Genomic DNA, 15,061 nt, shown 5'->3' with positions numbered 1-15,061 from the left:
CTGGCGCGGTCGGCCTCTTGCCGGCTGCGGTTCGAAGCGGGCGTTCCCCATCCACAACGAAATTTGCCTGGAGAATCGCGTGCCACTGAATTTCCAGTTTCAAACCGTTCCCAATCTGATCTGCGAGCCGGGCGCTTCGAGCAAGCTTGGCGAAATCGCCTCGCGCTACGGCAAGCGGATCATGCTCGTGACCGACAAGGGGGTTCGCTCCTATGGGGTGACCCGGCCCGGTGAGGAGAGTCTCCTGGCCGCCGGACTCGAACTGGTCGTTTTCGACGAGGTCGTCGCCGATCCGCCGTCGCACCTGATCGAAAAAGCCGCCGGCCTCTGCCGCCAGGCAAAGATCGACGTGGTCGTCTCCATCGGCGGCGGAAGCTCGCTCGATACCGCAAAGCTGGTTGCCTATCTGGCCAGGTCGGATGATCGTCTCGAAGACATTTATGGTGTTGGCCTCGCCAAGGGGCAGCGCTTGCCGCTCATTCTGCTGCCCACCACCGCGGGTACCGGTTCCGAGGCGACCCCCATAGCCATCGTGACGACGCCGACGACCGAAAAGAAAGGCATCGTGGCTCCAGTGCTCTATCCGGACTGGGCCATTCTCGACGCCTTTCTCACTCTCGGTCTGCCGCGACCTGTCACCGCCGCCACCGGCATCGATGCAATGGTTCATGCCATCGAGGCCTACACCAGCAAGATCAAGAAGAACCCGATCTCGGATCAGCTTGCGTTGCAGGCATTGCGCCTGCTCGCAGCAAACATACGAACCGTCTGTGCGCAGGGCGACAATATCGATGCGCGATCGCAGATGCTGCTTGGTTCCACACTTGCCGGAATGGCCTTCGCCAATGCACCGGTGGCCGCGGTGCATGCCCTCGCTTACCCAATCGGGGCCCTCTTTCACGTGCCGCATGGCCTGTCGAATGCTCTGGTCCTGCCTCACGTTCTCGCATTCAACGCGCCGTATGCAGCGGAACTTTATGCCGAGCTGGCCGAAATCATGCGACCTGGCTACCGGAGTGCGTCGCCGGCTGCCGGCAGTTCAAGCTTCATTGCGGACATGACGGCGATCTGCCGCGACTGCGGCGTGCCTAGCACGCTGTCGGCAGTCGGCATTGGCGAAGGTGACCTGCCGAGGCTTGCGGATGACGCGATGAAGCAGACGCGCCTGCTCGTCAACAATCCGCGGGAGGTGAGCCACAGCGATGCATTCAACATCTATGCGGCTGCATTGAAAGCTATTGGGAGGTGGCAGCGCAATGACGACAGGCGCGGAGAATGCCACCGAAAAAACGTCGCGTGCATTTGAGGAGATGGCGGAGTTCTGGAAATCGATGGTGCAGACCAGCGGCGACGCGGGCAAGGCCTGGGCGGATTCGATCATGCCGTTGTTGTCGTCCAGGATGGCGGAAGCCAATCCCCTCGGTGCGACGCAGGGAGGTGGCATCGCCGAAGCGATACGGCAGTTGGTCGAAGGACCAAAGCTGGCGGATGTTTGGGACATCGACAGGCAGCTGATCTCGCTGTCGGCTGCCTGGTTCGAAATGCGGCAGCGGATGGCGAGTTATCAGGTAATCGCGGCCGCTCCGTGGGCGAAGACATTCGAGCGCTACAACGCGGCACTGGCCGCCGAAGTCACGGATGGCGAAAAGCGAAAAGCAGGCTGGCGCAAGGATTTTGCCGATTGGTCGGCAATCGCCAACGAAGAGATGACAAAGAACCAGCGGTCGGAGGAGTTTCTGGCGGCTCAGCGCGACCTGCTGCGCGCTGCGCTGACACTGCGCGCACAACAACAGCAGTTCGCCGACACGGTGGCGAAGTCGCTTGGCTATCCCACGCTGAAGGATTTCGACGAACTGACGCGCCAGTTGGCCGAACTGCGGCGTGAACTGCGCCGCCGCGTGCGCGCTGACCGAGACCGATACACGAACGGCGATCTCGCGTAGCAAGGGGTTGGGGCATGGCTATGGACACGCCGTTCGATGAATTTCTGAAGGAATGGTCGGACAACATCGACAAGGTCCGAACCGGCGCCGGCTTGCTGTCCAAAATTCGCGATGCGGATGTCGATGTCGGCACCACGCCGAAAACACTGATCGAGCGCCGCGATAAGGTGGAGCTGTTTCGCTACGATCCGATCGCGGAAAGAAGCGTCGATACGCCCGTCCTCATCGTATACGGCCTGATCGGCCGCTACACGATGGCCGACCTGCAGCCCGACCGGTCGCTGGTTCGCAGCTTGCTGGCGAAGGGCATCGACCTGTGGCTGATCGATTGGGGACAGCCGGGTCGCGGCGAGCGCTGGCTGACCATCGACGACTATGTCGATGACTATATCGACGAGGCCGTGGAACGAATCTGCGCCGAGACGGGACACGAAAAGATAACGCTGCTCGGAATTTGCGAGGGGGGTGTCTTCACCACTTGTTATGCAGCGCTTCATCCCAGGCGCGTCAAGAACCTCGTCTTGACCATCACCCCCATCGATTTCCATGCCGATGTCGATGACCCGGCGCTGCACCGTGGCTTCCTGAACGTCTGGATTCGCAGCCTCGAAGCCAGCGATATCGATCTCATGGTCGATGCGCTGGGTGTCATTCCCGGCGAGTTCATGAGTTCGGTCTTTTCGCTGATGACGCCGATGCGCTCGATCGCCAAATACAACGTCGATCTGATCGATACCGTCGACGATCGAGACAAGCTTATGAATTTTCTGCGCATGGAAAAATGGTTGGCGGACCGGCCCGATCATCCGGGATCCGCCGGCCGCCAGTGGCTGCACGATCTCTACCAGGAGAACAAGCTGATCAAAGGCGAGTTCGCACTGTCGGGACGAAAGGTCGACCTCGGCGCAGTGAAAATGCCGATCCTGAATGTCTTCGCGCTCGACGATCACATCGTCCCGCCCAACTGCTCCAAAGCGCTGGGACAGAAGGCTGGCAGCAAGGATTATACCGAAATTCCGCTGCCAGGCGGGCACGTTGGTCTCTTCGTTTCCAGCAGATCGCAGGGCGGACTGACGAAGAACATTGCCGACTGGCTAACAGCGCGCGACGGTTGAAGATGCTTAGCAAGGTTGTCTCCGCCGAAGAGGCTGTCGCCATCATCAGGTCCGGCGATACCGTCGCTTCCTCGGGATTTGTAGGCGTGGGCACGCCCGACGGCGTTCTCAAGGCGCTCGAGCAGCGATTCCTTGAAACGGGTGAGCCGCGCAACCTCGAACTTGTTTTCGCGGCTGCGCCGGGCGATGGCAAGGAGCGGGGCCTGAACCGGCTGGCCCGGCCGGGCATGGTGGCGCGCCTGGTCGGCGGCCATTTCGGCCTCGTGCCGAAATTGGCTGAAATGGCGGTGTCGGGTGCGTGCGAAGCCTACAATCTGCCGCTCGGATGCGTCTCGCATCTGTTCCGCGAGATAGCCGGACGGAAGGCCGGGCTGCTGTCCAAGGTCGGATTGCGCACCTTCGTCGATCCCCGCAACGGTGGCGGCAAACTCAACGCAAGGACAACGGCAGACCTCGTCGAACTGATGAACATCGATGGAGAGGAGTGGCTGTTCTATCGCTCATTTCCGATAAATGTAGCGATCCTGCGGGGCACTACGGCTGACCCTGACGGCAATATTACGCTGGAGAAGGAGGCGCTCACGCTCGACAACTTGTCTCTCGCCATGGCAGCCAAGAACTGCAAGGGTTTCGTGATCGTCCAGGTGGAACGTATCGCCGCCGCCAAATCGCTCAATCCGCGTCATGTCCGCATCCCTGGCGCGCTTGTCGATTGCGTTGTGGTCGCGTCGAGCGAACATCACGCGCAAACATATGCGACGAGCTATAACGGCGCGTTTTCCGGAGAACTGCGCGCACCGATAGACCGTACACCCAATCTTGTGCTGGATGAGCGCAAGGTGATAGCGCGACGGTGTGCCTTCGAGCTCCCCATGGGCGGCATTGTCAACCTCGGCATTGGTGTGCCGGAGGGCGTCGCGGCCGTGGCCGCCGAGGAAAAAATCCTCAACCTTGTAACCTTGACGGCGGAGCCGGGGATTATCGGCGGAATACCGCAGGGCGGGCTCGATTTCGGCGCGGCGCTAAACGCCGATTCCATTATCGACCAGAACCAGATGTTCGACTTCTATGACGGTGGGGGCCTTGATCTGGCCTGCCTCGGATTGGCTCAAGTCGATCAGTCAGGCAACGTCAATGTCAGCTTGTTCGGTGGGCGGTTGGCCGGCGCGGGAGGTTTCATCAACATTTCCCAGAACGCGCGCCGTGTCATCTTCTGCGGAACCTTTACGGCGGGAGGCCTGCGGGTTGCGGTTCGCGAGGGCAAGCTTGAAATTCTGAAAGAAGGCAGCCAGGCCAAATTCGTGAGTTGGGTCGAACATGTGACGTTCGCCGGCGACCTAGCCGCCGAATCGCGCCAGCCGGTACTGTTCGTGACCGAGCGCTGCGTCTTCCAACTGCGGCCCGAGGGGGTGGAGCTCATCGAGGTTGCACCGGGGATCGACATCGAGCGCGATATTGTGGCGCATATGGAATTTCGGCCCATGATACGCGATCCCCGCTTGATGGCGCCCGAAATCTTTCTGGACAAGCCGATGGACCTGGCGTCCCTGCTTCTCAATCGGCCTATGTCCCAGCGCATGAAATTCACGGCGGAAAGCAATACGCTTTTCCTTGGATTGGATGGTTACCGTGTCACGACGACACACGATATCGAGGCCGTGAGGGAGGCCGTTCTGTCCTTGTATCGGAATGTGGGCAAGCGATTCTCGGCCATCATCAACTACGATGCGATCGAGATCGCATCACACTTGAACGATGCCTGGTACGGCATGGCCAGTGACCTTGAAAATCAGTGTTACGACAAGGTCTCGCGTTATACGACCGGAGCTTTCCTGCGCCTGAAGATGGGTGCGGCGCTGTCGGGACGGAACGTAGCGCCTCATATTTTCGAATCCGAATCTGAGGCCGTGCGCTTGTGCTGGGACCGTCATGAAACGTGCGGGGCGCAAGCCAATTTTGAAGAAGAGAAACCGCGCGGCCCCAGCTTTGCCGGCGACGCCGCGTGAACGTTCGGTATCGGGCATCTCTGCCGCCGGGTTTCACCGGCTGGCTTATGTCGATTGGGGACCGGCGAACGGCGATACGCCGGTCTTATGCGTTCACGGCGTCACGCGGCAGTCGCGGGACTTCGACTTCCTCGCCAATACGCTGACGAGGATGGGGCGCCGTGTGATCTGTCCGGATTTGCCCGGACGCGGCAGGAGCGAGCGTCTCTCCAATCCAGATGACTATGCGCTTCCCCAGTATTGCGCGGACATCAACACGGTTATAGCCCGCACCGGGGCGCAAGCGGTAGACTACGTCGGTACGTCCCTTGGAGGCCTGATCGGCATGATCCTGGCAGGGATGGTGGGAACAAACATACGCCGGCTTGTGATCAACGATATCGGTCCTTACGTATCGTCGACCGGGCTCAGCCGTATTGGAGCCTATCTGCGGGAACTGCCGGTGTCCTTCACGACGCTCGAGAAGGCCCAGGCCTATTTCAGGTCGGTGCTTGAACCCTATGGTGACCTGACGGAGAGCAGTGGCATCACCTAACCGTCCATAGCGTCGAGTGGAACCCGGTTCGCTACAACTACCAGATGCGCTGCGACCGCGCGATCGCGAAGGGGTTTCGCGCTGCCTGGTTCACGTCGCTGAACCTCTGGCAATACTGGGAAGCGATCGAGGTTCCTATCCTCATTCTGCATGGCGCAAAATCGGACTTGCTTACATACGATCTTTGCAACGATATGATCGAGCGCAACCCTAACGCGACTTTGCACCGATTCCATGATTGCGGGCACGTGCCGCCGTTGATGACCACGGACCAGGTCGATGTCGTCACGAATTTTCTGACCCGGGATATGAACCCTGGCAAAGAAGCGGGTTGAGGAAACCGCCTGACGGGCCGGCGGCGCATGGGAGGTGCGGATGCCATCGACAGTGCAATGGGGCGTGACGGACGCGAGCGTCTCCGGAGCGCGGCTGCATGGCTGAACGGATATTCAGAAGTCGAAGAGTGTTTTTGCCGGTTGTGGCTTTAGGGACTACGGCCGCCATAGGGATCGCGACATGGCTCGCCGTGGAGCATGCGGGAATGGGCAATCTTGCTGCCGCACTCGACAGCGAGACAGCCGTTCTTTCTCGCTCGGTATCGAATGAAATCGAACGGTATCGATACCTTCCTGCGATCGTCGCGAGGGATAGCCGCCTTCAGGATACGCTACGCCACCCCATACCGGCAAAAATCCAGGCTTTAAATGAATACCTGCGTGGCGTAGGCAATGATTCGGGGGCCGATGAGGTCTATGTGTTGAATTCGGTCGGCGTCACGATCGCCGCCAGCAACTATTCCGAAGCAGGCAGTTTCGTCGGCCAGAACTATCAGTTCAGGCCTTACTTCAGTGACGCCATGAAGTATGGAAGCGGCCGTTTCTACGGAGTGGGCGTAACCACGGGCATGCCAGGGTATTTCTTGTCGTCCGTTGTCCGGGACAGTGGGCGAAACATGGGTGTCGTCGCCGTCAAGATCGACCTTTTGGGGATCGAGCAAGCCTGGGAAAAAGACAGCACGAATACGGCATTGGCCGACAGCGACGGGATCATCTTTCTCAGTGGATATCCTCCTTGGCGCTATTCGCCGCTATTCGAGCTCAATACCGATACCCTTGCTCAAATCGACTCGGTCCGAAAATATGATGGGAAATCGGTGGCGATGAAGGCGCCGGTCCTGACCGGTTCCCACCGGTCGGTCACCGCATTGGATCGTGTGGAAATCCCCGGCAAGGGCGCCTTCATGATGCGGTCTCGTTCAATCAATCCTGATGGCTGGCGGCTGTGGTCGGGATCGAGTTTGAGCCCGGTGTGGTCGACCGCAGCACTTTCTTCGCTGTCGGCGACGCTTGCCGGTCTGCTGGTATGGGGCGCCGGGTTGTATATGCACCAACGCCGCCAGCTGGTGCGGACACGGCTTATGCAGGGGCAGGTGCTTGAACAGCGTGTCGTCGAACGCACCGCCGAACTCAATCGCGAGATAGAAGAGCGCAGGCGCACCGAACTGGAGCTTCGAACCACCCAGGATTCCCTGATCCAGTCGGCAAAGCTTGCCGCGTTGGGCCGAATGTCGACGGCCATTGTCCATGAAGTCAGTCAGCCTCTCGCGGCCATGGAAAATACTCTGGCGGCTGCGGGAAAGCTGACGGATCGCGGCGATACGTCAGGCACGTCCTTGAAGGTGAGGCAGGCACGCGATCTCGTGAAGCGTATCCAGCAGATCGTGAAAACGCTGAAGTCATTCGCGCGCAACGAGGCCGGCACAATGGAGGATGTCGACGTCGAAGCCGCCACCGCATCCGCACTGGAGCTTATTCAACCTCGCATCCGGACGGATGGCGTCATGCTGAGGTTCGAAGGCTTGCCGGAACCGGCGATCGTTCGCGGCAATTCGATACGCCTCCAGCAGGTGGTTCTCAATCTTGCAGCCAACGCGGTCGATGCTTTGAAGGGCCGCGAGGATCCCATGCTTGAAGTCTGGATCGAGCAGGGCTCGTCGGAAATATCGATATTCGTCCGTGACAACGGCACGGGCATGGAGCAGTCGGTCAAGGAACGCGTGGCCGAACCTTTCTTCACGACGAAGGTCACCGGGGACGGCCTGGGGTTGGGGCTGTCAATTTCCCGCGCCATGATTGCGGATGTCGGCGGAAGACTGGAATTCACTTCCGTTTCCGGTGAAGGATCAACCTTTGCCATTCATTTGCCGAAGCCTATTGCACCCACCCGGTATCAAGCAGCGCTATGAGACAGCGAGTTCTTTTTGCGGACGACGACGCCGCCATGCGCCAATCGGCATCCGATTGGTTGGAAATGTCGGGTTTTGCCGTGGATACGGCCGATGATGGCGATCAGGCGTTCCGCAGCCTGCGCGAGCAACGTTACGATGTCGTGATCGCGGACGTCAGGATGCCTCGCATCGACGGTATGGAATTGCTTGTCATGGTCGAGGAGTTCGATCCCCAGCTTCCGATAATTCTTCTGACCGGACATGGTGACATCGCCCTTGCCGTAGAGGCGATGCGTCGCGGTGCACATGACTTTCTCGAAAAGCCTTATGACGCTGACCACCTGGTCGCGGTTGTCGAACGTGCTTCGGCCGCCCGCCGCATGAGTGACGAACTCATTCGTCTGCGCAACGCGGATGCGGCCGGCATCGAAGGGCGCTTTGTTGGAACATCGCCGGGCGCGCAAGCCGTTAGGGCGCGCATCGAGCAGCTCAAGGATCTCGATATCGACGTTTTGATCCGGGGCGAAACCGGAACCGGAAAAGAGGTGGCGGCACGGGCACTCCATGATTTCGGTCGCCGGGGCCGTCGCCCCTTCGTGGCGATCAACTGCGCGGCTATTCCCGAAACCGTCTTCGAAAGCGAAATGTTCGGGCACCACCGCGGTGCCTTTACCGGCGCGTCCGACAAGCGGGTCGGGAAAATCGAGTATGCGGACGGTGGAACGGTTCTCCTCGATGAGATCGAGAGCATGCCGCTCAGCCTCCAGGCAAAGATGTTGCGCGTGATACAGGAACGTGTCGTCGAACCTCTGGGTGGCAACCGGGAAGTCCCGTCCGACGTGCGATTCATTGCGGCCAGCAAGGTGGACCTGAAGGTTGAAAGCGAGGCCGGGCGGTTCCGCAGCGACCTCTACTTCAGGCTTTCGACGGTGGAGTTGCACATTCCCCCGCTGAGAAATCGCCGCGAGGACATCGCGATGCTGTTCAAGCTGTTTGTGGCGGCGGCTGCGGATCGACACAAGGTCGAGCCGCCGGAGCTACGCCCCGCGACACTGGACAGGCTCTCGGCGCAGAACTGGCCTGGCAATGTGCGTGAATTGAAAGCCGCGGCCGAGCGATTCAGCCTGGGCCTGGCGATCGATGGCAACAATACGTTAGGCGCCGGCCAGCAGCCACCGGGCACATTGCCCGAAAGGCTTGTCGCGTTCGAGACGCAGTTGATCCGGGAAGCTCTCGAAGCCTGCGGTGGCAGCACGCAGGCCGCCGCCACTCGGCTCGGCATCCCCGTACGAACGCTCAACGAGAAGATTGCGCGCTATGGCGTGGTCAGGGCGATATAGCTGGCTTCGCTCAGGGCGATCCACTGGTCGCAACGGTCTAGGCCTCGACAAGGCTTATGCCCTCAGCCGATGCTTTGGTGCGGACGGAACTGATCGTTCTGCCAAGTACGCGTGCAATTGCAGGCACGCGAACGCGTCCGCGCGCTAGGAGACGCAATTGGTCCAGCTCGTTTTCAGTCCAGCGTTGGAATCGGCGCGGCGTCATACTCAAGCCTCCCCGCGCGACAAAGTTCGCGCGTTTCAGAGGCTCAGGCCGGATGAACTGCCGTCGTCAGGAAGGCCCACGTACATCTGAGCATCATACACGCTGCGATGCCTTACGCTGCGTGACAACAGCGTGATCGAACAGGCTCCGCACCGAATTCGTAGAAGTATTTGATCAGGGGTCGATCGATCCCTGGTTGCTCCTCTAGAGCGGTTCCGGTTCTTTCAGAACCGGTAACTCGCTCTAACCATTTGTTTTGCCGCATTTATGCGGACGCCAAATGATTCCATTTGGCTGCAAAATGCTCCAGAGCAGAACATTCACACACTGCCACGGCGGGCGGCATGGCGTATCGCCAGTCGTCGCTTATCCTCATGGAGATTTAGATTGAGTTGCCGATCAGCTCCGTTAAGCTTCGAGTTTACCTTCATAACTTGAGAGTGCGATGGGAACGGAGATCGTCCGCAGCATAGGCAGATTTGTCGGACTCGAAGAGCCGCGAACCCTCTCCACGCGTTACTTGCATCTGGCGGAAATCGTCGGCAGCCGGCTCCAATGGGATGTGCCGGGCGCCGGACACCCCGTCCGCATGGAAAGGCGCGACGGCTATCTCATTTGCCTGCAGCGAAATGCTCTGCCTTCGATCCCATACTGGGTCAACGATGTGCCGACCCCGATGATGCCGCTTCATCGCGGGCAGTTCCTGTTTCTGGATCTGAATGACGAGCACGCATCGGTGACACGTGGAAACGTGGACTGCATCTCGATGTATATCTCACGCGGGGTTCTGCGGAACTTCCACGAGGAAAACGGTCTGCGACGGGTGGAATCCCTTCGGACAGCCAGCGGCGTGGCGTTCCACGACGACATCGTCAGAAATCTTGGCGAGTGTCTCGCGCCCGCCTTCGAGCAACCGAACGCCGTCAGTCAGCTCTTTTCCGACCATGTCGCATTGGCGCTACTGACTCATCTCACGGCGTCCTACTCAGAGCAGCCGGCTGTGGTGCAACCGGTGCGCGGTGGCCTGGCGCGCTGGCAGGAGCGCCGGGCAAAGGACATGCTGATGGCAAATCTCAATGGGGAGATCGGCCTCGATGAACTTGCTCGCGCATGCGGCCTGTCCCGCAGTCACTTCGCGCGGGCGTTCAAGTCCGCAGTGGGCGTACCGCCGCTGCAATGGCTGCAGATCCAGCGTGTTGAGCGCGCAAAGGATCTGCTCCTGAACTCCAAGCTGCCAATCGATGAAATTGCATATCATTGCGGATTTGCCGATCAGAGCCACTTCACCCGCGCCTTTGTCAGAATCGTGAATATCACCCCTGGGGTATGGCGACGCATTCGCCGTCGTTAGGAGCACATCTTGCGATGTCATCACACTCGCGTGAACAAATTGCGGGGTCTTCGCACGACAGCACTGGGGTACAAAAAGCAGCACTTGGAGCGCTGGTTCGCAAGCGATGTGTGGCTAGCTTGTCCAACGGGAGCCGCAAGGCATTGCGGTCCGAGTCCCGTCACGTAGGCGGCCAGGAGGCGAATATGACCAACCGACACCTGACACCCTCAGGCAAGGCAGGAATGGACGAAAGTTCCCCCCTTGCCTCCTCACCATTATCACGGCGAGCCGTCCTGCAGTTGGCTGGCGGCGCTGCGTCGCTGGCGGCCATCCCTTCTGGAGACGCGCTGTCAGCCGACGCGGTTGGAACAGAAGCTCTGCCTGTTGGATCAATCAGGCTCATCGTCAATGGCGAATCGAAGGAACTGGAACTGGACACAAGGCAGTCGCTGCTCGACGTACTGCGCGAGACGCTGGACCTCCCCGGCACCAAGAAGGGCTGCAATCAGGGAGCTTGCGGGGCCTGCACGATTCTCGTCGATGGCAGGCGCATCGTCTCCTGCCTGACACTGGCGTCCATGTACGATGGTGCCGACATCCAGACTATCGAAGGGCTGGAAAAGAACGGCGAGCTCCATCCTCTTCAGCAAGCCTTCGTCGCACACGAGGGCCTGCAATGCGGTTTCTGCACCCCCGGCCAGATCATGTCCGGGATAGGTTGCATCGCCGAAGGTCACGCAGGATCGCCCGAGGAAATCCAGTTCTGGATGAGCGGCAATATATGCCGCTGCGGTGCCTATCCAGGCATCGTCGAAGCAGTCGCGGACGCAGCAAGGAGGACATGACCCATGTTTCCCTTCTTGTTGGATAAGCCCGGTAGTGCCCAAGAAGCCATCGCGGCCGCAGCTGCGGGCGGGCGCTATATTGCCGGTGGGACTACGCTTGTTGACCTCATGCGCGAAGAGGTCGAGCGTCCTGAACGCCTCATCGACATCAACAGACTGCCGTTAGGCGGCATCCGTGTGGAAGGTCAAGACCTGGTCATCGGCGCGCTCGCGCGCATGGCCGAGGTCGCCGCCGACAGCAATGTCCAGCGTCTGCAGCCGTTGGTCGCGGAAAGCCTGATCGAAGGCGCTTCGCCGCAGTTGCGCAACATGGCGTCCCTGGGCGGGAACCTGTTGCAACGGGTCCGCTGTCCTTACTTCCGCATGCTCGATGTCGGCTGCAACAAGCGCACGCCGGGATCGGGCTGCGCCGCGATCGAGGGACTGAACGCAGGACACGCCATCCTCGGCACGAGCAACTATTGCGTGGCGACGCATCCCTCGGATGTCGCTGTAGCTCTCGTGGCACTCGATGCCACCGTGCGGGTCCGAGGTCCGAAAGGCGAACGCAGCTTCCCGGTCGAGGAACTCTTCAGGCTGCCAGCGGACACGCCGCATCTCGAACACACGCTGCTGCCAGGCGAGCTGATCCTCGAACTGCGCGTGCCGGGCGGACCGCATGCACGCAATGCGCGCTACCTGAAGGTTCGCGACCGCGCTTCTTACGAGTTCGCCTTGGTATCGGCCGCAGCCGCCCTCGCAATCGAGGATGGCGTCATTCGCGAGGCGCGCATTGCAGTCGGCGGGGTTGGCACGCGTCCCTGGCGGCTGCGCGCGTGCGAGGCAGCGCTCGCTGGAAGAAAGCCCGACAGGCAGGCCTTCGTGGAAGCCGCTCAACTAGCGACCGAGGGCGCCCGGCCACTGCATCATAACGCCTTCAAGGTCACGCTCCTGCCCAGGACAATCGTCCGGACGTTGGAAATGGCGGGAGAGATCGCATGAACACGAACGTCATTGGAAGGCCGTTGACGCGTGTCGACGGGCACACGAAGACCACAGGCAAGGCTCGTTATGCCGCCGATTTCAACCAGCCTGGCCAGCGCTATGCCGTCATTGTGAGCGCGACTGTCGGCCTTGGTCGGGTCGTCGGATTCGAAGGCGGCGAGGTCGAGCGCATGCCCGGTGTCGTTGCGCTGATCACGCATCGCAATGCTCCGAAACTGCCCTATCTGCCCCACAAGGCAATCATCGATCCAGCGGTGGGCGAGCGGCTCCATGTGCTGCAAGACGACAGCGTGCTCTTCTACGGGCAGCCTGTCGCCATCGTCGTGGCGGATTCCATCGACCATGCCGAACGCGCCGCGGCTGCCCTGCGTGTCAGCTATGAAACGCGTCAACCCGTTGTCGATCACGCGGATCCGCAGGTAGCCAGAACCGTTCCGGGAGCGGGGGCGGATAAATCGCGGGGCAATGCCGATGCCGCCGTGGCAGGTGCAGCCGTCAAAGTGGACGAAATCTATGACATCGCCCGTGAAAACCACAATCCGATGGAGCCGCATGCGACGGTCGCCGCCTGGAACGGCGATCGACTGACGCTGTGGAGCAAGAGCCAGTTTCTCGTCAATGAGCAGGCCGAAATCGCTGCGGTTTTCGGGCTGCCGACCGAGAACGTCGAGGTCATCTGTCCCTTCATCGGTGGCGCTTTTGGCACGAGCCTCAGGACGTGGCCGCACGTGACGCTTGCCGCGCTTGCTGCGCGTCATGTCGGCAAGCCCGTCAAACTTGTGCTCACCCGCAAGCAGATGTTCTTCACCACCGGCCATCGGCCGCGCTCGCTTCAGAGGGTTGCACTCGGTGCAACGGCCGATGGCAAGTTTACAGGCGTGATCCATGAGGGCACCGGAGAGACAAGCCGCTATGAGCAGTTCAGTGAGGCCCTGACCGCCGTCACCGACTACCTGTATTCCTGCCCCAACGTGCGCACCCAGTATCGCCTGGCGCAACTCGATACGGGCACGCCCAACCATATGCGGGGGCCGGGCGAAGCAAGCGGCATCTTTGCACTCGAAAGCGCTATCGACGAGCTGTCCTACAAGCTCGGTATCGATCCAATCGAACTTCGACGCCGCAACGAGCCGAAAATCGATGAGGCTGAAAACAAACCGTTCTCGAGTCGCTCGCTGATCGAGTGCTACGAACTTGGCGCGGAGCGCATTGGCTGGGCGCAAAGGACTAGCGATCCTCGCTCGATGCGCGACGGACGCCTGCTGATCGGCATGGGCACGGCGACCGCGACGTATCCTGCTTTCCATGCGCCGGCGAGCGCCAGGGTACGCATCCTGGTCGACGGAACGGCCGAGGTCGAAGCAGCCGCCAGCGACATGGGGCCGGGCACCTACACATCCATGACGCAGGTGGCAGCCGAATTCCTGGGGTTGCCGCCGGAACAGGTGCGGTTTCGGCTGGGCACTACGGCTTACCCACCAACGCCATCCCACGGCGGCTCCTGGACCATGGCATCTGTCGGATCCGCAATTCGCGCGGCCTGTCTGGAGGCGAAGTCGGAGGCTGCCAAACGCGCGATAGCGGATCAGAGTTCGCCTGTCTTTGGAGCCTCGATGGAGGCTGTCGAATGGGCCGAAGGGAGGCTGCGTCGGCGCGGAGATACGTCGCCGGGGCTCTCCTACCAGGAGATCCTGACAAAGGCCGGTAACCCGATCGAAGCCGACGGTTCGGCTAAACGCGATCCGGAAACTGCCGAAAAATATTCGATGCATTCCTTCGGAGCGGTTTTTGCAGAAGTTGCCATCGACCCCGACGTTGGCACCATCAGGGTGCGCCGACTTGTCGGCGCGTATGGCATCGGGCGGGTGGTAAATCCCCTGCTTGCCAAAAGCCAATGCACGAGCGGCATGATCGGAGGCATGGGCATGGCTTTAATGGAACGGACCGTTCTGGATGCGCGCGATGGGCGACCGGTCAACGCTCATATGGCTGATTATCTCGTTCCTGTTAATCTCGACATTCCGAAACTGGAGGTGTTGTTCGCGAATGAGGTCGACCCCCATGTCAATCCGCTCGGCGTCAAGGGGCTTGGCGAGATTGCCCTGGTGGGCACCGCGCCAGCCATCGCAAACGCCGTCTTTCATGCGACAGGGACGCGAATTCGGAAGTTGCCGATCCTTATCGAGGACATTTTGAACGCCGAGGTCTAGGTTGTAGTGACGATTTAATTATTTGAGCCAGAGCATGATGCTGACGAGCTTTACGAAGCCGAGGAATGTGGCGGCGAGTTTGTCGTAGCGGGTTGCGATGCGGCGCCACTGCTTGAGTTTGGCGAAGAATCCCTCGATCCCCCAGCGCTGCCGGTAGGCGATCTTGTCGTAGCTGTGCTGGTATTTGCGATGGCGGCGTGGCGGGATGACGGGCTGGCCGCCTTCGTCGAGGATGGTGTCGTGGAGGCTGTCGGCGTCATAGGCGCGGTCGGCGATGACTTTGCCGGAGGCAAGCCCGGTGACGAGGCCGCAAGCCGG

Annotated in this window: 13 protein-coding genes and 1 pseudogene; 13 read left to right on the top strand and 1 reads right to left on the bottom strand. The window is 60.5% G+C overall.

Features of this window, described 5'->3' with window-relative positions; all coding sequences use genetic code 11:
- Positions 1 to 85: 85 nt before the first annotated feature.
- From F3H98_RS08480 to F3H98_RS08425, 13 genes and pseudogenes are all read left to right on the top strand, one after another.
- On the top strand, positions 86 to 1,306 hold the full coding sequence (locus F3H98_RS08480) for an iron-containing alcohol dehydrogenase (protein ID WP_149760031.1): 1,221 nt from the start codon (positions 86 to 88) through the stop codon (positions 1,304 to 1,306).
- Positions 1,257 to 1,943: a poly(R)-hydroxyalkanoic acid synthase subunit PhaE gene (locus F3H98_RS08475; RefSeq protein WP_149759708.1), complete on the top strand. Its 687-nt coding sequence runs from the start codon at positions 1,257 to 1,259 to the stop codon at positions 1,941 to 1,943. The genes F3H98_RS08480 and F3H98_RS08475 overlap by 50 nt, the downstream gene beginning before the upstream one ends.
- A gap of 14 nt (positions 1,944 to 1,957) precedes the next feature.
- Positions 1,958 to 3,058 carry a class III poly(R)-hydroxyalkanoic acid synthase subunit PhaC gene (phaC, locus tag F3H98_RS08470; RefSeq protein WP_149759707.1) on the top strand — a complete coding sequence of 367 codons (1,101 nt, stop codon included), beginning with the start codon at positions 1,958 to 1,960 and terminating at the stop codon, positions 3,056 to 3,058.
- 2 nt (positions 3,059 to 3,060) lie between these two features.
- Positions 3,061 to 5,064, top strand: coding sequence for an acyl CoA:acetate/3-ketoacid CoA transferase (locus F3H98_RS08465; RefSeq protein ID WP_149759706.1), 2,004 nt, complete (start codon positions 3,061 to 3,063; stop codon positions 5,062 to 5,064).
- Positions 5,015 to 5,599, top strand: coding sequence for an alpha/beta fold hydrolase (locus F3H98_RS08460; RefSeq protein ID WP_188130369.1), 585 nt, complete (start codon positions 5,015 to 5,017; stop codon positions 5,597 to 5,599). The genes F3H98_RS08465 and F3H98_RS08460 overlap by 50 nt, the downstream gene beginning before the upstream one ends.
- Before the next feature lie 44 nt (positions 5,600 to 5,643).
- On the top strand, positions 5,644 to 5,934 hold the full coding sequence (locus F3H98_RS08455; RefSeq protein WP_149759704.1) for an alpha/beta fold hydrolase: 291 nt from the start codon (positions 5,644 to 5,646) through the stop codon (positions 5,932 to 5,934).
- Positions 5,935 to 6,032: 98 nt separating this feature from the next.
- Positions 6,033 to 7,844: a sensor histidine kinase gene (locus F3H98_RS08450; protein WP_149759703.1), complete on the top strand. Its 1,812-nt coding sequence runs from the start codon at positions 6,033 to 6,035 to the stop codon at positions 7,842 to 7,844.
- A pseudogene (locus F3H98_RS31715) lies at positions 7,841 to 8,719 on the top strand (sigma-54-dependent transcriptional regulator); the annotation flags it as partial. The gene F3H98_RS08450 and the pseudogene F3H98_RS31715, both read left to right, overlap by 4 nt.
- An 84-nt stretch (positions 8,720 to 8,803) precedes the next feature.
- Positions 8,804 to 9,166 carry a helix-turn-helix domain-containing protein gene (locus F3H98_RS31710; protein ID WP_244621662.1) on the top strand — a complete coding sequence of 121 codons (363 nt, stop codon included), beginning with the start codon at positions 8,804 to 8,806 and terminating at the stop codon, positions 9,164 to 9,166.
- A gap of 650 nt (positions 9,167 to 9,816) precedes the next feature.
- Positions 9,817 to 10,722: an AraC family transcriptional regulator gene (locus tag F3H98_RS08440; protein ID WP_149759701.1), complete on the top strand. Its 906-nt coding sequence runs from the start codon at positions 9,817 to 9,819 to the stop codon at positions 10,720 to 10,722.
- Positions 10,723 to 10,946: 224 nt separating this feature from the next.
- Positions 10,947 to 11,549: a (2Fe-2S)-binding protein gene (locus tag F3H98_RS08435; protein ID WP_149760030.1), complete on the top strand. Its 603-nt coding sequence runs from the start codon at positions 10,947 to 10,949 to the stop codon at positions 11,547 to 11,549.
- 3 nt (positions 11,550 to 11,552) lie between these two features.
- Positions 11,553 to 12,530, top strand: coding sequence for an FAD binding domain-containing protein (locus F3H98_RS08430; protein WP_149759700.1), 978 nt, complete (start codon positions 11,553 to 11,555; stop codon positions 12,528 to 12,530).
- Positions 12,527 to 14,743: a xanthine dehydrogenase family protein molybdopterin-binding subunit gene (locus tag F3H98_RS08425; protein ID WP_149759699.1), complete on the top strand. Its 2,217-nt coding sequence runs from the start codon at positions 12,527 to 12,529 to the stop codon at positions 14,741 to 14,743. The genes F3H98_RS08430 and F3H98_RS08425 overlap by 4 nt, the downstream gene beginning before the upstream one ends.
- An 18-nt stretch (positions 14,744 to 14,761) precedes the next feature.
- On the opposite strand, the gene F3H98_RS08420 is transcribed toward F3H98_RS08425, so the two are convergent.
- On the bottom strand, positions 14,762 to 15,061 hold a 300-nt coding region (locus tag F3H98_RS08420; protein WP_149759698.1), incomplete at its 5' end, for a transposase.

The organism is Neomesorhizobium albiziae (assembly GCF_900114255.1).
In the GTDB taxonomy this organism is placed as follows: domain Bacteria; phylum Pseudomonadota; class Alphaproteobacteria; order Rhizobiales; family Rhizobiaceae; genus Neomesorhizobium; species Neomesorhizobium albiziae.
The sequence above is the reverse complement of the archived record's forward strand: the minus strand, read 5'-3'. Positions and strand labels throughout refer to the sequence as shown.